This window comes from Streptomyces sp. NPDC024017, from assembly GCF_040638895.1.
In the GTDB taxonomy this organism is placed as follows: domain Bacteria; phylum Actinomycetota; class Actinomycetes; order Streptomycetales; family Streptomycetaceae; genus Streptomyces.
In genome coordinates, this window is record NZ_JBEZYZ010000015.1 from 143,656 (window position 1) to 162,994 (window position 19,339).

Consider the following 19,339-nt stretch of genomic DNA (forward strand, 5'->3'; position numbering starts at 1 on the left):
ACAGGTCATCAACGGAAACTAGGTGTTTCGGGATCAGGTGTGTGCGGGTCGGGGCGGACGTCGTCTCCCCCTGTGGCAGGGGCGCACGCCGGACGGACGCACAACAGCTGGCTATTCTTCCACGCCCTCGGTCCTGCGCCAAAATCGGCCGTACGGCTCCCCCGCCGGATCGGGTGCCCAGCCCAGGATGGAGAGCATCTCGCGGTCCTTCTTGTCGAAGGCCTTCGGGTCGCACCGCTCGATGAGGTCGGGCCGGTGGGCGGTGGTGCGCTTCAGGGCCTCGTCGCGGCGCCAGCGGGCGATCTTCCCGTGGTGGCCGCTGAGCAGCACGTCGGGGATGTCCCGGCCGCGCCATCCGGGCGGCTTGGTGTAGACGGGCCCCTCCAGCAGGCTCGCCATGGCGCCGGGGGCGAAGGAGTCGTCGCGGTGGGACTCGGCGTTGCCCAGGACACCCGGCAGCAGCCGCGCCACGGCCTCCGTGACGACGAGGACGGCGGCCTCGCCGCCGGCCAGGACGTAGTCGCCGATGGACACCTCGTAGACCGGCATCCGTGTCGCGTACTCGTCGACGACACGGCGGTCGATGCCCTCGTAGCGGGCCGGCGTGAAGATCAGCCAGGGGCGCTCGGAGAGCTGGACGGCGAGCTCCTGGGTGAAGGGGCGGCCGCTGGGGGTGGGCACGATGAGGGCGGGCTCGTGGGATCCCGTCTCGTAGCCGTCGGCCAGGACGGAGTCCAGTGCGTCCCCCCACGGCTCGGTCTTCATGACCATGCCGGGGCCGCCGCCGTACGGGGTGTCGTCGACGGTGTTGTGACGGTCGTAGGTCCAGGAACGCAGGTCGTGGACGTGCACGTTGAGCTGTCCACGCGCGCGTGCCTTGCCGACGAGGGAGACGTTCAGCGGTTCCAGGTACTCGGGGAAGATCGTCACGACGTCGAGGCGCATCAGGGCTCGTCCCGGCTGGAGGCGATCTCGGCGCGGTCGTCGATCAGGCCCGGCGGCGGGGTGATGACGGCCTTCTGCTCCTCGAGGTCGATCTCGGTGACGATCTCCTCGACGAAGGGGATCAGCACCTCGCTGCCGTCGGGGCGCTCCACGATGAACAGGTCCTGCGAGGGCAGGTGCGAGATCTCCGTGATCCGGCCGACCTCGGTGCCGTCCGCGGTGACCACGTCGAGGTCCATGAGCTGGTGGTCGTAGTACTCGTCCTCGCCCTCGGGCATTTCCTCCGGGTCGATCTCGGCGATCAGGAGGGTGTTGCGCAGGGCCTCGGCGCCGGTGCGGTCGCTGACGCCCTCGAAGCGCAGCAGGAGACGGCCGCTGTGGACGCGGCCCGTCTCGATGGTGAGCGGTCCCGCGGTGGCGGGATCGGTGAGAAGCACGGCACCGGGGCCGAGCCTCAGCTCCGGCTCGTCGGTCCGTACCTCGACGGTGACCTCACCCTTGATGCCATGGGCACGGCCGATCCGTGCGACTACCAGCTGCACGTGTCCAAGTCTCCTGTCATACAGCGACGGGCCGGGGACGGCCCTCAGGCCTTCCCCGGCCCGAGCCGGTTGCGATAAGCGTCAGCGGACGTGGTCCACGTCGACGAGGTCGACGCGGACACCGCGACCGCCGATGGCGCCCACGACGGTACGCAGGGCGCGTGCGGTGCGGCCGTTGCGGCCGATCACCTTGCCGAGGTCGTCCGGGTGGACCCGGACCTCGAGCACGCGACCGCGGCGCAGGTTGCGCGAGGCGACCTGCACATCGTCAGGGTTGTCGACGATGCCCTTCACGAGGTGCTCGAGAGCCTCCTCGAGCATGCTCAGGCCTCGGTCGAAGCGGACTCAGCGGCGGCCTCGTCCTTCTTCTCAGCCTTCTTCTTCTGGGTGATCGCCTCACCCTTGCCCTCGTCCTCGCCGCCGATGGCCTCGAAGGACGGGCGCGCGGCCTTCTCCGGCTGCGTCAGCAGCGGAGCCGGGGCGGGCTCGCCCTTGAACTTCTGCCAGTCGCCGGTCTTCTTGAGGATGGCCATCACGGGCTCGGTCGGCTGAGCGCCGACACCGAGCCAGTACGCCACACGCTCGGCGTCGACCTCGATCACCGACGGGTTGTACGTCGGGTGGTACTTGCCGATCTCCTCGATGGCCCGGCCGTCACGGCGGGTACGGGAGTCGGCGACGACGATGCGGTAGTGAGGCGAACGGATCTTGCCCAGACGCTTCAGCTTGATCTTGACTGCCACGGGAGTGGGTTCTCCTGGTTTTGACGTGGTTGGGCACGGCGAGAAAGCCGCGTGGGGTTGCGGTACCCGAGTGCCCGATGGACGCGTCAGCCGGAGGCGAGAGGGTTCCTGTGCGGCTGTCGAGTACAGCTAGCCATTGTGCCACACCCCGCGGGTCGCTCCGGGCCGGGGCCCGAACCGCCGTGCGGGCATGCCGAGAGCGCACCCGGCGTGGAGGTGAAGCCCGTCGGGTGCGCGTCACGGCCCGAGCCCTGCGCCACTGACCGGCAGCCACGAGATGCCGGTGGAGGGCGTCAGCTCGCTACCGCTCCCACGACGTCCGGGATCCGGAACGGCTTGCCGCAGCCGCCGCAGACGATCGGGGCCTGGGCGAGGACCGACGGGACGACGCGGACGTTGCGGCCGCAGTCGCAGACCGCCTTGACGCGTACGCCGCCGCCCGAGGAGCCGTGGCGTGCGGCCGGGCCCCGGAAGGTGCGGGAGGTGTCGGAGGACGTCGCGGCGGTGTGCGCCTTCAGGGCGCGCTGGAGACGCTCCATCGTCGGACGGTAGCGGCGCTTCGCCTCGGGGGTGAGCGTGACCAGGGAGAAGCCGCTGCTGGGATGCGGTTCCTCGGGGTGGTCCAGGCCCAGCTCCTCGGCGATCGCGAGGAATCTGCGGTTGTGGTAGCGGCCGGCACGGGAGGTGTCGCGGACGCCGCGCGCGGCGGCGATGCCATGGACTGCCTCATGGAGCAGTCGCTCGAAGGAGAGCTCGTGACCGCACGCGGACGACGACTCCCCGATCAGGGACTCTGGCGCGGCAAGGTCGGGCAGCTCGGGGTGGTACCGCTGAATATCGGCCCACGCCTGTGCCAGCTCTGCGGCGAGAACAGGTGGTGTCTGTGTCGTGCTCACGTAATGACAACGAGCCGGGGTGCCTCAGTGTTCCGATTCCGGGCCATCCCAAATAATTTGCACGTACCCGTCAGTTGCCTCTGATGCGTCCCGACGAGGGCGGGTGCGCTGATCTGTGGAGAAGCCTCACAGCTCACCACAAGGTGGTGCGTAGTCCCGCGTACGCCCCGGCGCGTAGAGCCTGTCCGCACGCCGGGGCAACAAGGGTCCGCTGGTGCGCAAGAGGTGTTTCGGTCGCCTTGCGCTCCACTCGGCGAGCGCGTGCACAGCTCAGTAAGCGCGTGCGACGACCGCGACGTTACCGGGTGCGTCGTCGGCGTCCGGCACCGACCCGTCCTCGGCGACCAGACACCGTACGGTCACCGCGTGCTCGGCCAGCCGGGCCTCGCCCTCCTCGCCGAGCACGGCCCACGGGATGCGCGCCCAACCGCCGGCCGTGGCGGCCTCGACGGCCTCCGCAAGGGTCGAGACCTCGGCCGTCCGGGACTCGCGGCTCTCGCGGGACTGCCGGAGCAGCAGGTCTTGGTCCTCTTCGAGGATCTTGGGGAGCAGCTCGGCCAGACCGGCCGGCGCCACCGGTTCCTTGCCGCCCGGGATGCGGCGGGCCAGCATCGCGGTGCCGTTCTCCAGGTCGCGCGGGCCGATCTCGATCCGGACGGGCACGCCCTTGAGCTCCCAGTCGACCGCGCGGCGGCCGAAGGGGATGTCGGTGCGGTCGTCGACGTGGACGCGGACACCGGACGCCTTCAGCCGGTCGCCGAGCTCGCGGACCTTGGCCAGAACCGCCTCCTCGCCCTTGATCGCGAGCACGACGGCCTGGATCTGCGCCAGCCGCGGCGGGACGCGCAGGCCGTGGTCGTCGCCGTGCATCATCACCAGGGCGCCGATCATGCGGGTGGTGGCACCCCAGGAGGTCTGCCGGACCAGTTCCTGCCGGCCGTCCTTGGACAGGTACCGGGGTACGGTCGGATGACCATGGTGCCGCGCACCGGCCCGTTGTCGGCGAGCTCCGCCTTGGTGATCAAGTCCTGGTACCAGCGCGGGAAATCGTCCGCCCGGGAGGTGAGAGCGGGTGCCTTGGCCATGGCGAGAGGGTACGGGCCCAAGTTGCCGGAATGTGAAATCTCGCCATAGGCACATGACATCTCACAAGCCCTGCCGCATTCCACTGGACGACAGGTCGAGGGGGGAGTTTCCTGGCATACGGGGGTAGTGCGAGCGCACTGTCACGGGGGCCATGGAATCGGGCAAGAGGCAACTCTCGGCGGATTGGGGCGCTTACTTATGACACCTACGCTCGTGCGGCAGCACCTGCCTCACGCGGGGGCAGCACCCCGCGTGGACCTGCGTGCACGCGCGCGTGACTGGTCCGAGATCCAGGAGCGGATGCTCGTACCGCTCTACGAGGCCGTCTACGAGCGACTGGAAGTGGGTCCCGCCACGCGGCTGCTCGGCCTCGGCTGCGGTTCCGGGCTCTCCCTGCTGATGGCCACCGCCCGGGGAGCGGCGGTCACCGGTGTCGACGTTTCCCCCGAAAGAATGACCCTGGCGCGGGAGCGGCTGCTGCCCGGGACGCCGGGCACGCGCACGAGTCCGGACATCCGGCTGGTCGACGGCTCGCCCAGGGACACCGCGGTGCCGGGCGCTCCCGGGTACACCCTGGTGACCGCCTTCGAGCCGATCGGGTGCCTCGCGGGCGACTCGGAGGGGCTGGGCGGACTGCTCGCCGAGGCGACACCGCTCGCCCAGCGCGGTGCGGCCGTGGTGCTGGCCGGCTGGGGTCCGCCGGAGCGGTGCGCCACGGCGTCCGTGATGCGGGTGGCCACGAAGCTGGCGGAGCCGCTGCGCAACTCGGGCAGCTGGCGGCCCGCCTGCCGTGACGACCTGGAGGACGTCGCCCAGCGGGCCGGGCTCAAGCCGGACGGGTCGGGGCGGGTGGCGTGCCCCTTCGGCTACGCCGATGTGGGCAGCGCGGTACGCGGGCTCAAGTCGACGGGGCTGTTCGACGCGGCGATGACGGCGACGGACCAGGTGCAGGTGGACAAGGAGCTGACCGAGGCCCTGCATCCGCACCAGCGGCCCGACGGGACGGTGTGGATGCCGAACGTGTTCCGGTACCTGATCGCCCGGACACCCTGACGAACGAGCTTCCGATGCAGGTGTGAATGGTGTGAAGAAAGCGCCATGGGGTGCTTCTGGTTTCACCAAGTGGATCATGAACGTTTAATGTGATCCACCGCTCGGGGGACCTACACATCTGCATACAGGAGCTGCTGTGCCGCACCACCAGACCGCGCTGCGCCTCGTCGCGCCCGTGGCCGTTCTCGCCCTGACACTCACCGCCTGCGGTGGCGGCGACGACACTGCCGACGCGAAGAGCGCGGGCACCGCCCAGGCCAAGGCCTCACCGTCACCGGAGCCCACCTCCGGCGGCGAGATGGGGGCCGGCGAGAGCGCGACGGGCAAGGTCGCGGAGGACCCGGGCGAGGTCACCTACGAGGTGCTGGCGCAGAAGGTCGACGTGGGCACCGAGGCGGAGGCGGCGAAGGCCGTCTCCGAGCCGGACAAGGTCAAGGGCAAGGTGCTGGCCGTCGCGCACCTGAAGTACACCCACAAGAGCGGGCCCGCCCTCACCGACGGCGGCGACGTGCACGACGGCACCACGGTCTTCGCCGACGGGCAGCGCGGCTCCGTCCTCATCGGCGCGTCCGAGGACACCGCGGGCTGCGAGGACCCCTACGACGTCGAGAGCTGGAAGCAGGGCGAGAGCCATGTCTTCTGCGAGACGTACGTGGTCCCGGCGAACGCCAAGAGCGTCGAGGTCCACTGGTCCGAGGAGGACGGCGAGCCCTACATCTGGAAGTTCCCGAACGCCTGACCGGCCTGCTGCCGGCGGACGACTGAGGGCGCCCCTTTCCGAAAGGGGCGCCCTCAGTGCCGTGCGGGACGGGCCGTCAGCCCATGAACTTCTTGAACTCGTCGGGGAGTTCGAAGTCCTTGCCGCCCTGCTGCGGCAGTCCGAAGGCGCTGCCGCCCTCGGCCGCGGCGGCCCGGCGGGCGGCCTCCTCCTGCTCCTGCTGCTTGCGCTTCATCGGGTTACCGGAGCGCTGCTTGCCCTTGGCCTGCTTCTGCTTCTTCTTCGTCCGGCCGGGGCCGCCACCCATGCCAGGCATCCCCGGCATACCGGGCATGCCGCCGCCCTGGGCCATGCGAGACATCATCTTGCGGGCCTCGAAGAACCGCTCGACCAGGTTCTTGACCGCGCTGACCTCGACGCCGGAACCCTTGGCGATACGGGCGCGGCGCGAGCCGTTGATGATCGTCGGCTCCTGGCGCTCGGCCGGGGTCATCGACTTGATGATGGCGGCCGTGCGGTCGACGTCGCGCTCGTCGAGGTTGTTGATCTGGTCCTTCATCTGGCCCATGCCCGGGAGCATGCCGAGCAGCTTGGAGATGGAGCCCATCTTGCGGACCTGCTCCATCTGGGCCAGGAAGTCGTCCAGGGTGAAGTCCTGGCCCTTCTTGGACGCCAGCTTGGAGGCCATCTTCTCGGCCTCTTCCTGGCTGAACGTCTTCTCCGCCTGCTCGATCAGGGTGAGCAGGTCACCCATGTCGAGGATGCGGGAGGCCATCCGGTCAGGGTGGAAGGCGTCGAAGTCGTCGAGCTTCTCGCCGTTCGACGCGAACATGATCGGCTTGCCGGTGATCTGCCGGATCGACAGGGCGGCACCACCGCGGGCGTCACCGTCGAGCTTGGAGAGCACCACGCCGTCGAAGCCGACGCCGTCGCGGAAGGCCTCGGCGGTGTTGACGGCGTCCTGGCCGATCATCGCGTCGACGACGAACAGGATCTCGTCCGGGGAGACGGCGTCGCGGATGTCCGCGGCCTGCTGCATCATCTCCTGGTCGATGCCGAGGCGGCCGGCGGTGTCCACGATCACGATGTCGTGGACCTTGGACTTGGCGTGCTCGATGGAGTCCTTGGCGACCTTGACCGGGTCACCGACGCCGTTGCCCGGCTCGGGGGCGTAGACCGCGACACCGGCCCGCTCGGCGACGACGCTGAGCTGGTTGACGGCGTTCGGGCGCTGGAGGTCACAGGCGACCAGCAGCGGCGAGTGGCCCTGCTCCTTCAGCCAGTGGCCGAGCTTGCCCGCGAGGGTGGTCTTACCGGCACCCTGCAGACCCGCCAGCATGATCACGGTGGGCGGCTGCTTGGCGAAGCGCAGACGCCGGGTCTCGCCGCCGAGGATGGTGACCAGTTCCTCGTTGACGATCTTGAGGACCTGCTGGGCGGGGTTCAGCGCCTTGCTGACCTCGGCACCGAGGGCGCGCTCCTTGACGTTCTTGATGAACGTCCGGACGACGGGAAGCGCCACGTCCGCCTCGAGCAGCGCGATCCGGATCTCGCGCGCCGTGGCGTCGATGTCCGCCTCGGAGAGCCGTCCCTTGCCGCGCAGGTTCTTGAAGGTCGCTGAGAGGCGATCGGAAAGAGTATCGAACACGGCGCTCGCGGTCCTCAGGGTTGGTGGCTACAGGGAATCGCCCTCCAGGGTATCCCGGCGTGACAAGTCGCCGGGTCGGCCTCACCCCCGCAGTGTCTCCTCCAGCTTCCGCGCCACCGACGCCGCCTCGTCCCCGGGCAGGGGCGCGCCCTCCGGGCCGGTCACGTAGAAGGCGTCGACGGCGTTGGCGCCGAGCGTCGAGACATGCGCGCTGCGCACCTGCACACCCGCTTCCTCCAGGGCGTGGCCGATGCGGAACAGCAGGCCCGGGGCGTCCTGGGAGCGGACCTCGATGACCGTGGCCAGCCGGGAGGCGGCCGGGTGGACCGACACCCGGGCCGCGGGGGCGACCACACCCCGGCGGCGCGGATAGGCCGCGTCCCGTTCGGCGAGCCGGCCGGCGATGTCCAGGGAGCCGTCCAGGGCCCGGACCAGGTCCGCGCGCAGCCGGGCGGCCTGCGGCAGTGAGCCGTACTCGGCGGCGACCCGCCAGTCCAGCAGCAGGACGGAGCCGTCGACACCGTCCGGGAGGTACAGGGAGCGCAGCTCGGCGGTGCGTACGGTCAGCCGGTGCATGGCGAGCACGCCGGCCACCGCGGGCAGCACGCCGGGCTGGTCGGGTACGGCGATGAGCAGCTCCACGCCGAGCGGCTCGGGGTCGCCGGACGGCTCCTGCCCGGCGGGCGGCTCGGTCTGGGCCCGCAGGGCGAGCACCGGACTGCCCGTCGCTGCCGCCTCCAGGGCGAGCCGCTCCTGCTCGGCGGTCGGCGCGGCCTCCTCGGGGTCGTCCGGGGCGTCCCCGGCGAGCACCGCCGAGACCCGTTTGACCAGGTCGGCGACGAGCGAGCCGCGCCACGACGACCAGGCGGCCGGGCCGGTCGCGAGGGCGTCGGCCTCGGTGAGCGCGTGCAGCAGCTCCAGGGTGCCCTGGGAGCCGACGGCCTCGGCGACGGAGCGCACGGTGGCCGGGTCCTCCAGGTCGCGCCGGGTGGCGGTCTCGATGAGCAGCAGGTGGTGCCGTACGAGGGTGGCGATGACGGTCACGTCGTGGCGGTCGAAGCCGATGCGGGTGGCCACGTCCTTGGCGATGATCTCGCCCGCCACGGAGTGGTCGCCGGGCCAGCCCTTGCCGATGTCGTGCAGCAGCGCGGCGACCAGCAGCAGGTCGGGGCGGCTGACCTGGCGGGTGAACTCGGAGGCCTGTACGGCGGTCTCGATGAGGTGGCGGTCGACGGTCCACAGGTGAACGGCGTTGCGCTGCGGGCGGCAGCGCACCCGCTCCCAGTCGGGCAGCAGCCGGGTGACCAGCCCCTCGGCCTCCAGCGCCTCCCAGACCTCGATGGTGGGGCGGCCGGAGCCGAGCAGGGTGACGAGCTGCTCGCGGGCCTCGGCGGGCCAGGGCGTGGGCACCGGGCGCACGGTGGCCGCCAGGCGCCGAACGGCGTGCAGGGAGAGCGGGAGTCCGGCCTGCGCGGCGGCGGCCGCGGCGCGCAGCGGCAGCACGGGGTCGCGCTCGGGGCGCGCGGCGCGGGCGAGCACCACCTCGCCGTCCTGCTCCACCACACCCTCGGCCAGCGGAGACCGCTCGGTGGCCGGTTTTCCGCCGCCCAGCATGGCGCGCAGCCGGGGCCGCACGGCGCGTGAGCGCAGGACGCGCCCCACCTCGCGCCAGGTGACGTCACTGGCGTACGACACGAGCCGCGCCGCCTCGTACACCTGCCGCAGCAGCGTGTCCGCGTCGAGCAGGCCGAGCTCGGCGGCCACCTGGTCCTGCTCCTGGAGGGCGAGCCGGTCGGTGGCGCGCCCGGTGGCCAGGTGCAGGGCGTCCCGGACGTCGAGGAGCCGGCGCCGGGCGTCGGCGAGGCCCTCACGCGGGGCGTCGGCGAGCCAGGAGGCGGCGACGGCCCGCAGGGCGGTGGCGTCCCGCAGCCCGCCGCGGGCCTCCTTCAGGTCGGGCTCCAGCAGGTACTGCAGCTCACCCTGGCGCTCGGCGCGCTCGGCGCACAGTTCCTGGAGTTCGGGGAGGCGCTTGGGCGCCTGGTTGCGCCAGTCGGCCAGGACGGCCGTGCGCAGGGAGGCGGTGAGGCCGCGGTCGCCGGCGATGTGCCGGGCGTCCAGCAGGCCGAGCTGCACCTTGAGGTCCTCGCCGGCGGTCTTGCGGGCCTCGGCGGGTGTGCGGACGGAGTGGTCGAGGTCCAGGCCCAGGTCCCAGACGGGGTACCAGAGCCGGTCGGCGAGGGCGGCGACCGCCTTGGTGTCGCTGCCGTCGTGCAGCAGGAGCAGGTCGAGGTCGCTGCGCGGGGACAGCTCACCTCGCCCGTAGCCGCCGACGGCGATGAGAGAGGCACCGCGCAGGCCCTCGGCGCCCGCGGCGAACAGGCCGGTGAGCCACTCGTCCGTGAGTTCGGCCAGGGCCGCACGGCGCGGCGGCCCGGACCGCGCCTCCTCGGTGAGGAGACGCAGCCGGGCCGCCGCGTAGCCGCTGGGTCCCGAGTCCTCTGCTTCCTTCTGCACGTCCGTACCCGTCACCCAGCGACTCCTGTTCTGGTTTGGCTGCCTCGAGGGCCTTCAGAGCGCGTCGGGACCGCGCTCGCCGGTCCTCACCCGTACGGCCGTCTCGACCGGGATGGACCAGACCTTGCCGTCACCGATCTTGCCGGTGCGGGCGGCCTTGACCACCACGTCGATCAGCTGCTCGGCGTCGTCGTCCTCGACCAGGACCTCGATGCGGATCTTGGGGACCAGGTCGACGGTGTACTCGGCACCGCGGTAGACCTCGGTGTGGCCCCTCTGACGACCGTAGCCGCTGGCCTCGGTGACCGTCAGGCCGTGTACTCCGAAGGCCTGCAGGGCCTCCTTGATCTCGTCGAGCCGGTGCGGCTTCACGACGGCGGTGATGAGCTTCATGCGTCCACCTTCTTGCTCGCGGCTGCGGCGACCGGGGCCGTGGCGGCGGTCTTGGCGGCACCGCCACCGGCGCCGCTGAAGTCGTATGCGGTCTCGGCGTGCTCGGCCTGGTCGATGCCGGCGACCTCGTCGTCCTCGGGAACCCGCATGCCCATCGTCTTGTCGAGGATGAAGGCGAGGATCGCGGAGACGATCAGGGAGTAGGCGAGCACCGCGAAGACACCGGCGCACTGCTTCCAGAACTGGGTCAGGCCGCCGCCGTAGAAGAGGCCCTCGATCTCGGACTGGCCCTTGCCGCTGGCGAAGAAGCCGATCAGCAGGGAGCCGACGACACCGCCGACCAGGTGGACACCGACGACGTCCAGGGAGTCGTCGTAGCCGAACTTGTACTTCAGGCCGACGGCCATGGCGCACAGCACACCGGCGATGGCGCCGACGGCGATCGCGCCGAGCGGGGTGACCGCGCCACCGGCGGGGGTGATGGCGACCAGGCCCGCGACCGCGCCGGAGGCGGCGCCCAGCGTGGTGAACGCGCCGTGGCGGATCTTCTCGTAGATGAGCCAGGCCAGCATGGCGGCGGCGGTGGCGACCTGCGTGTTGACGAACATCAGCGCGCCGACGCCGTCGTCGTTGCCGAGCCAGGAGCCGGCGTTGAAGCCGAACCAGCCGAACCACAGCAGACCGGCGCCGAGCATGACCAGCGGCAGGCTGTGCGGACGCATCGGGTCCTTCTTGAAGCCGACGCGCTTGCCGATGACGAGGATCACGCCGAGCGCAGCGGCACCGGCGTTGATGTGCACCGCCGTACCACCGGCGAAGTCGATGACGCCCAGTTCGAAGGCCCAGCCGCCGGTGCCCCAGACCCAGTGCGCGACGGGGAAGTAGACGACCGTGGCCCACAGGGCGATGAACAGCGCCCACGCGCTGAACTTCACACGGTCCGCGAGGGCGCCGCTGATCAGGGCGGGCGTGATGATCGCGAACATCAGCTGGAAGACCAGGAACACGAACACCGGGATGGTGTAGCCCGGCCACAGCTCGGTCAGGCCGATGTTGCCGAGGCCGACCCAGTCGGAGTTCCAGCCGATGAGGCTGCCGGAGTCGGTGCCGAACGCCATGGAGAAGCCGTACAGCACCCACAGGATGGTGACGATCCCGAGGCTGATGAAGCTCATCATCAGCATGTTCAGGGTGCTCTTGACGCGGACCATGCCTCCGTAGAAGAAGGCAAGACCCGGGGTCATGAGCATCACCAGGGCGGAACAGATGAGCATGAACCCTGTGTTCGCGGCAGAGAGCTTGGGCGCCTCTGCGGCAAGGGTGATGGCTGGTGCCATCGGCGTCTCCTCGTCATTGGTACGGCCCCGTGCGGGCGAAGCCTCGAGCGGATTGAGGGGCGGGCCGGTTATGCGCCACGAGATTGGCGCAGCGCGGTTTCGGTGGAAGCCCCTCGTTGTTTCGCGACCGTGACGAAGGCGCGTTCTGTGTTACGCGTCGATGAACTGCCGGATTGTGGGCGAGCCGATCGTTATCGTGGCGCAACCTTCGGCTTTCAGGCAGCCGTGGGCACACAGGCCGACCGCGGTCGGCCTTCCGATGACCTGGCATGGGGGAGCCGAGTCGGGCAGTTCGGGAGGGCCGGCCGCGGCCGGGGTTCAGGGGTCGTACGGCTTCTCAGACCGCCTCTGCGGTCTCGGGCAGTTCGGCGGCGAGCCGCTCGGTGAGGTCGACGACCTCGCCGAGGTCGCCGAAGTCGCGGGCGGCGGTGTCGACCGTCTTTCGGATACGGGTGTTGACGCGCTCGGAACGCACCTTCTTGGCGACCTGCATGGCCTCGGTGGCGAAGACCGTGCTGCGCTCGGGCTCGCGCTGGAGGAGGTGCACGGTGGCCATGCCGATCAGGTTCAGCGCGTACGAACGCTGGTGCTCGCCGTCCTCGGCGAAGAGCTCCACGGCCCGGTTCATCAGGGGCTCGGCCAGCGAGGCGTAGGTGGGGCTGCGGCCGGCGACGTAGGCCAGGTCGCGGTACGAGTGGGAGTTCTCGCCGTACAGCTCGGCCTCGGAGAAGAAGCGGATCCAGTCGGGGTCCGGCTCGTCCCACTCGTCGGCCTCGGAGAAGGTGTCCTCGGCCATCCGGACCGCCCGCTTGCACTTGCCGGGCTGCCCCATGTTGGCGTAGGCGCGGGCCTCCATCGCATACAGCATCGACTGGGTACGCGGGCTCGCGCAGTCCCGGCTGCCGTACTGCGCGAGGTGGATCAACTCCAGCGCGTCGTCGGGCCGGCCGAGGTGGATCATCTGGCGGCTCATGCTGGACAGCACATACGAGCCGAGGGGCCGGTCACCGGCCTCCTTGGCGGCGTGCAGCGCGAGGACGAAGTACTTCTGCGCGGTCGGCTGGAGCCCGATGTCGTACGACATCCAGCCGGCCAGTTCGGCGAGCTCGGCGGCGACCTTGAACAGCCGGCGGGTGGTGGACTCCGGCTGGGGCTCCTGGAGGAGGTCCGTCACCTCGTGCAGCTGCCCGACGACCGCCTTGCGGCGCAGCCCGCCGCCGCACTGGGCGTCCCACTGCCGGAACATCACCGTGGTGGACTCCAGGAGGTCCAGCTCCGGCTTGGAGAGCCGGCCGCGGGCCCGCCCGGAACCGGGGTCGGGCTCGGCGCGCGGGGCGGGGGGCGAGGGGACGAGCCAGCGCTGCATGGGCTCGATGAGGGCCGGGCCCGCAGACAGGACCAGCGAGCTCCCGAGGAAGCCGCGCCGCGCCAGCATCAGGTCGCTGCGCGAGAACTCGCTGAGCAGGGCCACGGTCTGCGGGCCCGTCCAGGGCAGGTCGACGCCGGTCGCGGAGGGTGACTGGCGCGCGGTGCGCAGCCCCAGGTCCTCGACGGAGACCACGACGCCGAAGCGCTCCGAGAACAGCTCGGACAGGATCCTGGGGATCGGCTCGCGGGGGTTCTCGCCGTCGAGCCAGCGGCGCACGCGCGAGGTGTCCGTGGAGATGTGGTTGGCGCCCAACTGCCGTGCCCTGCGGTTGACCTGGCGGGCGAGCTCGCCCTTGGACCAGCCGCTGCGCACGAACCAGGAGGTGAGCAGCTCGTTCGGGCGCTTGTCAGCGTGCGTCGCGCTCGCAGCGTTCGTTCCGCTTCCGCCGTTGCCGCTCACTGGAACGCCCCCATCCCTGAGACCACTTGTCGCCGAGTGCGCCAAGCCCTATCAGCATGCCGGTTCGTACGGCCGTCCGTCCGGCCCTTGTCACCCTTCGAACGGAATGACGACTTGCCTCCGGCATACCCACGAGTGCATGTGCCCCCAGGACTCGTGCACACAAAGTAATCCTACGATCACCCGTCCAGCCACGGCTCACACGGAAACGCCACCATTCGCCACCCCTTCGAATGAACTCCCGTACGCCTACGCGCGATTCACTTGACACAGCACAACCAGAAGCGGGTGCAGCGATGCACTCGGGGGCGCGCGCCGTCGGGCACGCCACCCCGGGCGCATCCGGGCGCTGAATGAACAGACCGCCGCCGGGAAGGCGGAAACAGAGAGTTACGCGCCGCGTCCGCAGCGTAACCACCGGTACGTCGGACCCGTTGGAGGGGGCATGGGCTTCACGATCGGCATCAGCCGGGGCATGCGCGACATCCGGTCCGGCTCACGCCGCCGCGGCCGCACGTCGGACGGCACGGCCGTGGCCGAGTACACCGGCCTGTGGGGCTGGGACGTCGTACCGGGTGCCCGGGCCTCGGCGGGTGCCTGCTCCTGCGGCCGCGGTGACTGCCCGGCGCCGGGCGCGCATCCGCTGGACTTCGCGCCGGTGCTCGCGGCCGGGGCGACGCTGGATGACGTGACCCAGGCGTGGGGCGAGTTCCCCGGCGCCTCGGTGATGCTGCCGGTCGGCCGGGCGTTCGACGTCATCGAGGTGGCCGAGCCCGCCGGCTGCCGCGCGCTGGCCCGGCTGGAGCGCATGGGCCTGCCCGTCGGCCCGGTCGCGGCGACCCCGGACGGCCGCGCGCACTTCTTCGTCGCCCCCGGTGCCGCCGCCGACCTGCCCGGCCTGCTCTACCGCATGGGCTGGGACGACCCGGACTCCCTCGACCTGCGCGGCCTCGGCCCGGGCACGCACATCACGGCGCCGCCCTCCGACCGAGGCGGACTCGGCCCGGTGCGCTGGCTGCGCTCCCCCGCCCTGGACTCGGCGTCCCGGCCGCCGGAGGCCCGCCTGGTGCTGGGCACGCTGGCCTACGTGGCGCACCGGTCACGGGCGTAGGCGCGGGCAAGGACACAGAGCGAAGCGCCCGGCCCCGACTGCATCTCGGGGGCGGGCGCTTCTCGCGCAGGTACGGTTCTTCGCAGGTCGTGCCGCGGCTGGTGCCGAGCTCACTCCCCGATAAGGGCGTCAACGAACGCCTCCGGCTCGAACGGCGCCAGGTCGTCCGCGCCCTCGCCGAGCCCGATGAGCTTGACCGGGACGCCCAGCTCGCGCTGGACCGCGACCACGATGCCGCCCTTGGCCGTGCCGTCCAGCTTGGTGAGGACGATGCCGGTGATGTTGACGACCTCGGCGAAGACCCGGGCCTGGACCAGGCCGTTCTGGCCGGTCGTGGCGTCCAGGACGAGCAGCACCTCGTCGACCGGGGCGTGCTTCTCCACGACCCGCTTGACCTTGCCGAGCTCGTCCATGAGGCCGGTCTTGGTGTGCAGGCGGCCGGCGGTGTCGATGAGCACGACGTTCGCGCCCATCTCCTTGCCCTCCTTGACCGCGTCGAAGGCGACGGAGGCCGGGTCACCGCCCTCCGGTCCGCGCACGGTGTGGGCGCCGACCCGTTCGCCCCAGGTCTGGAGCTGGTCGGCGGCGGCGGCACGGAAGGTGTCGGCGGCGCCGAGGACGACGCTCTGGCCGTCGGCCACGAGGACGCGGGCGAGCTTGCCGGTGGTGGTGGTCTTGCCGGTGCCGTTGACGCCGACGACCATCACGATGCCCGGCTTGCGGTCCTCCGGCTCGGTCTTGACGACGCGGTCCATGTCACGGCCGACCAGCGTGACCAGTTCCTCGCGGAGCAGGGTGCGCAGTTCCTCGGGGGTGCGGGTGCCGAGGACCTTCACGCGCTCGCGCAGGCGCTCGACCAGTTCCTGGGTGGGCTGCACGCCGACGTCGGCGGTGAGGAGCGTGTCCTCGATCTCCTCCCAGGTGTCCTCGTCGAGGTGCTCGCGCGACAGCAGGGTGAGCAGCCCCTTGCCGAGGGCGTTCTGCGAGCGGGAGAGCCGGGTCCGCAGCCGGACCAGACGGCCGGCGGTGGGTTCCGGGATCTCGATCGCGGGAGCTTCGGCGGGCGGCTCCTCGACTACGACCGGAGCCGAGCCGTCCGGGAGATCCACCTCCTCTATCGTGCGCCGCGGTTCCTCCCGCGGCGTCTCGGCCTCGTCGCCGACGTGCGGCTCGGCCGGTGGGGCGGTGATGTCGGGCGCTGCGGGCGGGGGCGGGGGCAGCTGCTTCTTGCGCCGGCTGCCGACGATGAGCCCGCCGAGCGCGCCGAGCACGACCACGGCGATGACTACAGCAAGGATGACGATGTCCATAACGCGTCCAGTATCAGTCATGGGGCCCCGGGTCACCCCGCTCGCACCGCCCCGGAGGGCGGCGGGCCGCCGGATCTCCACACCCCTGGATGTCTGACGCGCCGTCAGCTAACGTCCCCCGGACACCCGCCCGGTGGAGGGAGACGCCCCCATGCCCGTCACGGTCGCACGCTTCAACCTCGTCGCTCCCGGGGCCGGCCCCGCCGAGCTCGGCGCCCGGTACCGGGCGGCCCTGGAGATGGCCTCGTACGCCGACGACCGGGGCCTCACCACGGTGCAGACGGAGGAGCACCACGGGGCGGAGAACAACTGGCTGCCGTCGCCCTTCGCCTTCGCGGGGGCCGTCTTCGGCGCGACCCGGCGTGTCGCGGTCACCGTCTCGGCGATCATCGGCCCGCTGCACGACCCGATGCGGCTGGCCGAGGAGATCGCCGTGCTGGACCTGCTGAGCAACGGCCGGCTGGTGACGGTCGCCGGGATCGGGTACCGGCCCGAGGAGTACGACCTGTTCGGCGTGGACTTCGCCCGGCGCGGCAAGCTCCAGGACGAGCTGCTGGAGACGCTGCTGAAGGCGTGGACCGGCGAGCCCTTCTCCTACCGGGGCCGCACCGTCCGCGTCACTCCGCGCCCCTGCACCGACCCGCACCCGCTGCTCCTGGTCGGCGGCTCCTCCCGGGCGGCCGCCCGCCGCGCCGCCCGGCTGGGCCTGCCGTTCTTCCCCAGCGCGCATCTGCCGGAGCTGGAGGCGTACTACAAGGAGCTGCTCGTCGAGTACGGCACCGAGGGCTGGGTGATGATGCCCGCCGCCGAGACGCCCCTGCTGCACGTGGCCGAGGATCCGGACCGGGCCTGGGCGCGGTACGGGCAGCACTTCCTGCACGAGGCGCTCACGTACGCCTCCTGGCAGTCGGGCGGTGTGCGCTCGGCGGTGAAGTCGGCCGCGACGACGGTCGAGGACCTGCGCGCGGAGGGCGTGTACCGGATCCTCACCCCGGACGCGTGCGCGGCGCTGGGGCTGGACTCCTACGTCCTGCATCCGCTGGCGGGCGGGATGCCGGTGGAGGAGGGGTGGCGGAGTCTGCAGCTGTTCTGCGAGCAGGTGCTGCCCCGGCTGGGAAGCTGACACTCGCGGATATCCGGTGGCCGGCCGCGACACCCTGGTGATCCACTGACGCCATGAGTCTCTCGGTCGACGTGTTCCTGCGGGAGCCGGACGGACAGTGGCGGATACTCGACGTCCCCGAGGGGCGCGACGACTCGGCCGGGTTCGAGTCCTGGCGCCGGACGGTGTGGGGATCGGAGCCGGTGCGCGCGCTGGGCGCCCGGTTCCTGCCGGTGCTGGCCGACGACGACCTGGAGGTCGAGGCCGAGGACGTGGCGGAGTTCCTGCGCGAGGTGGCACTGCTGCGCGATCACCTCGACGCGATCGCCGAGAACACGCAGCGACCGCGAGGACTCGCGGAGCACCGGGAGGGGCTGTGCGGCGGCTGCGGAACCTGGAGGTGGCCGCCCTGCACGCCCGGGTGATCGGCGGCGGCGTCCTCATCTGGTGAACGACAGACCGCCGCCCCGGCTCGGGCAGTGGCCGAACCGGGGCGGCGGCGGGTTACGGGGAGAGGGGCAGCGGGGACTTTGGCCCTTCTCCCCGAGTCGCGGGAGGCGCCTAGCCCATTTCCTCCAGGGCCTTGCCCTTCGTCTCCTTGACGAACTTCAGGACGAACGGGATCGAGAGCGCGGCGAACGCGGTGTAGATCACGTAGGTCAGGGAGAGGTTCCACTCGGCCAGCGACGGGAAGCTCGCGGTGATGGCCCAGTTGGCGATCCACTGCGCGGCGGCGGCCACACCGAGGGCGGCGGCACGGATCCGGTTCGGGAACATCTCGCCGAGCATGACCCAGACGACCACACCCCAGGACAGGGCGAAGAAGAGGACGAAGACGTGCGCGGCGATCAGGGCGATCCAGCCCTGCGCGGCCGGCAGCTTGCCGTCGACGAGGTGGTGCGAGAACGCCCAGGCCTCCAGCGCGAGGCCGATGACCATGCCGACCGAGCCGATGATCGCGAGCGGCCTGCGTCCGATGCGGTCGACGAAGATCATCGCGATGACCGTGCCGAGGATGTTGATGATCGACGTGGTGAAGGAGTAGAAGAACGAGTCCGTCGGGTCGACGCCGACCGACTGCCACAGCGTCGAGGAGTAGTAGAACGCGACGTTGATGCCGACGAACTGCTGGAAGACCGACAGGCCGATGCCGATCCAGACGATCGGCTTGAAGAAGAAGCTGCCGCCGAGCAGGTCCTTGAAGCTCGACTTGTGCTCGCTCTTCATGGCGCCTTCGATCTCGGCGACGCGAGCGTCCAGGTCGATGTCCTTGCCCTCGACCTCGGTGAGGATCTCCCGGGCGCGCTCGTGCTTGCCGACGGAGATGAGGAAGCGCGGGGACTCGGGGATCGCGAAGGAGAGCAGCCCGTAGAGGATGGCCGGGACGACCATGACGCCGAGCATGACCTGCCAGGCCTCCAGGCCCATCAGCTTGCCGCGCTGGTCGCCGTCGGCGGCGTTCAGCAGGCCCCAGTTGACCAGCTGCGACACGGCGATGCCGATGACGATCGCGGCCTGCTGGAAGGAGCCGAGCCGGCCGCGGTAGGCGGGCGGGGCGACCTCGGCGATGTAGGCCGGGCCGATCACGGACGCCATGCCGATGGCGAATCCGCCGACGACGCGCCAGAAGGCGAGGTCCCACAGCGCGAAGGGCAGCGCGGAACCGACGGCGCTGATCGTGAAGAGGACCGCGGCGATCTGCATGCACCGGATACGGCCGATGCGGTCGGCTATGCGGCCGGCGGTGGCGGCGCCGACGGCGCAGCCGATGAGGGCGATGGCGATGACCTGGGCCAGGGCTGCGGAGCCGACGTCGTAGCGGCCCCGGATGGCCTCGACGGCGCCGTTGATCACGGAGCTGTCGTAGCCGAAGAGGAAACCGCCCATCGCGGCCGCCGCCGCGATGAAGATGACATGCCCGAGATGATCGGGATGAGCCGTCCTGGCTCCTGACTTGGGTGCCTGCGCTGTGCTGGTCACGTGTACTCCTCGGGCCACCGGCAACGCTGCCGGAGGGGGTCAGCCCTTCGAGGTCCACCTGAAGGTACCTGAAGGTAAAAGGAACGTTGCCGAGACTATGCCTTCAAGTTTCGAAGTCAATAGGTCAAGAGCC

The 19,339-nt window shown here is 70.9% G+C and carries 18 protein-coding genes and 1 pseudogene; 5 read left to right on the forward strand and 14 right to left on the reverse strand.

The genetic code is table 11. The annotated features are described in order from the left end of the window. Positions 1 to 111: 111 nt before the first annotated feature. The 7 genes and pseudogenes from trmD to AB0G20_RS34020 form a co-directional block, all read right to left on the reverse strand. Entirely contained in the window at positions 112 to 945 is an 834-nt protein-coding gene (trmD, locus tag AB0G20_RS33990) for a tRNA (guanosine(37)-N1)-methyltransferase TrmD (RefSeq protein ID WP_361309168.1), read from the reverse strand. Further along, positions 945 to 1,487 carry a ribosome maturation factor RimM gene (gene rimM / locus AB0G20_RS33995; RefSeq protein WP_361309171.1) on the reverse strand — a complete coding sequence of 181 codons (543 nt, stop codon included), beginning with the start codon at positions 1,485 to 1,487 and terminating at the stop codon, positions 945 to 947. The genes trmD and rimM overlap by 1 nt, the downstream gene beginning before the upstream one ends. Positions 1,488 to 1,568: 81 nt before the next feature. Continuing rightward, positions 1,569 to 1,808, reverse strand: coding sequence for an RNA-binding protein (locus AB0G20_RS34000; protein WP_003973401.1), 240 nt, complete (start codon positions 1,806 to 1,808; stop codon positions 1,569 to 1,571). A gap of 2 nt (positions 1,809 to 1,810) precedes the next feature. Beyond that, the gene (gene rpsP, locus AB0G20_RS34005) at positions 1,811 to 2,230 is read right to left on the reverse strand and encodes a 30S ribosomal protein S16 (RefSeq protein WP_033313156.1); all 420 of its coding nucleotides are present in this window, start codon (positions 2,228 to 2,230) and stop codon (positions 1,811 to 1,813) included. Between the two features lie 293 nt (positions 2,231 to 2,523). Continuing rightward, complete coding sequence (locus AB0G20_RS34010; protein ID WP_283970237.1) at positions 2,524 to 3,126, reverse strand: hypothetical protein; 603 nt, start codon at positions 3,124 to 3,126, stop codon at positions 2,524 to 2,526. Positions 3,127 to 3,396: 270 nt separating this feature from the next. Next, positions 3,397 to 4,083: pseudogene (locus tag AB0G20_RS34015) on the reverse strand (His/Gly/Thr/Pro-type tRNA ligase C-terminal domain-containing protein); the annotation flags it as partial. Further along, positions 4,014 to 4,211, reverse strand: coding sequence for a hypothetical protein (locus AB0G20_RS34020; protein ID WP_361309315.1), 198 nt, complete (start codon positions 4,209 to 4,211; stop codon positions 4,014 to 4,016). The gene AB0G20_RS34020 and the pseudogene AB0G20_RS34015, both read right to left, overlap by 70 nt. Positions 4,212 to 4,410: 199 nt before the next feature. Here AB0G20_RS34020 and AB0G20_RS34025 point away from each other — a divergent pair, with 199 nt between their 5' ends. Then, a complete protein-coding gene (locus AB0G20_RS34025) occupies positions 4,411 to 5,265 on the forward strand; it encodes a methyltransferase domain-containing protein (RefSeq protein ID WP_361309173.1) in 855 nt (284 codons plus the stop codon). Positions 5,266 to 5,401: 136 nt separating this feature from the next. After that, a complete protein-coding gene (locus AB0G20_RS34030) occupies positions 5,402 to 6,004 on the forward strand; it encodes a hypothetical protein (protein ID WP_361309176.1) in 603 nt (200 codons plus the stop codon). Positions 6,005 to 6,080: 76 nt separating this feature from the next. Here AB0G20_RS34030 and ffh read toward each other — a convergent pair whose 3' ends face one another. From ffh to AB0G20_RS34055, 5 genes are all read right to left on the reverse strand, one after another. Then, positions 6,081 to 7,631, reverse strand: a complete 1,551-nt coding sequence (gene ffh / locus AB0G20_RS34035; RefSeq protein WP_361309178.1) for a signal recognition particle protein — start codon at positions 7,629 to 7,631, stop codon at positions 6,081 to 6,083. An 81-nt stretch (positions 7,632 to 7,712) separates the two neighbouring features. After that, positions 7,713 to 10,160: a [protein-PII] uridylyltransferase gene (locus AB0G20_RS34040; protein WP_361309181.1), complete on the reverse strand. Its 2,448-nt coding sequence runs from the start codon at positions 10,158 to 10,160 to the stop codon at positions 7,713 to 7,715. 39 nt (positions 10,161 to 10,199) lie between these two features. Continuing rightward, a complete protein-coding gene (locus AB0G20_RS34045) occupies positions 10,200 to 10,538 on the reverse strand; it encodes a P-II family nitrogen regulator (protein WP_030231663.1) in 339 nt (112 codons plus the stop codon). Continuing rightward, the gene (locus AB0G20_RS34050) at positions 10,535 to 11,875 is read right to left on the reverse strand and encodes an ammonium transporter (RefSeq protein ID WP_361309184.1); all 1,341 of its coding nucleotides are present in this window, start codon (positions 11,873 to 11,875) and stop codon (positions 10,535 to 10,537) included. The genes AB0G20_RS34045 and AB0G20_RS34050 overlap by 4 nt, the downstream gene beginning before the upstream one ends. 337 nt (positions 11,876 to 12,212) lie before the next feature. Continuing rightward, positions 12,213 to 13,703, reverse strand: coding sequence for a hypothetical protein (locus AB0G20_RS34055; RefSeq protein WP_361309186.1), 1,491 nt, complete (start codon positions 13,701 to 13,703; stop codon positions 12,213 to 12,215). 445 nt (positions 13,704 to 14,148) lie between these two features. On the opposite strand from AB0G20_RS34055, the gene AB0G20_RS34060 reads away from it, so the two are divergent. Further along, complete coding sequence (locus tag AB0G20_RS34060) at positions 14,149 to 14,814, forward strand: bifunctional DNA primase/polymerase (protein ID WP_361309188.1); 666 nt, start codon at positions 14,149 to 14,151, stop codon at positions 14,812 to 14,814. Positions 14,815 to 14,924: 110 nt separating this feature from the next. On the opposite strand, the gene ftsY is transcribed toward AB0G20_RS34060, so the two are convergent. After that, the gene (gene ftsY, locus AB0G20_RS34065; RefSeq protein WP_361309191.1) at positions 14,925 to 16,124 is read right to left on the reverse strand and encodes a signal recognition particle-docking protein FtsY; all 1,200 of its coding nucleotides are present in this window, start codon (positions 16,122 to 16,124) and stop codon (positions 14,925 to 14,927) included. Between the two features lie 151 nt (positions 16,125 to 16,275). Between ftsY and AB0G20_RS34070 the strand changes: the two genes are divergently transcribed. Continuing rightward, entirely contained in the window at positions 16,276 to 17,247 is a 972-nt protein-coding gene (locus AB0G20_RS34070; RefSeq protein WP_361309194.1) for an LLM class flavin-dependent oxidoreductase, read from the forward strand. Positions 17,248 to 17,300: 53 nt separating this feature from the next. Continuing rightward, entirely contained in the window at positions 17,301 to 17,651 is a 351-nt protein-coding gene (locus AB0G20_RS34075; protein ID WP_361309198.1) for a hypothetical protein, read from the forward strand. A gap of 136 nt (positions 17,652 to 17,787) precedes the next feature. Here AB0G20_RS34075 and AB0G20_RS34080 read toward each other — a convergent pair whose 3' ends face one another. After that, the gene (locus AB0G20_RS34080) at positions 17,788 to 19,206 is read right to left on the reverse strand and encodes a sugar porter family MFS transporter (protein ID WP_361309201.1); all 1,419 of its coding nucleotides are present in this window, start codon (positions 19,204 to 19,206) and stop codon (positions 17,788 to 17,790) included. Positions 19,207 to 19,339: the final 133 nt, after the last annotated feature.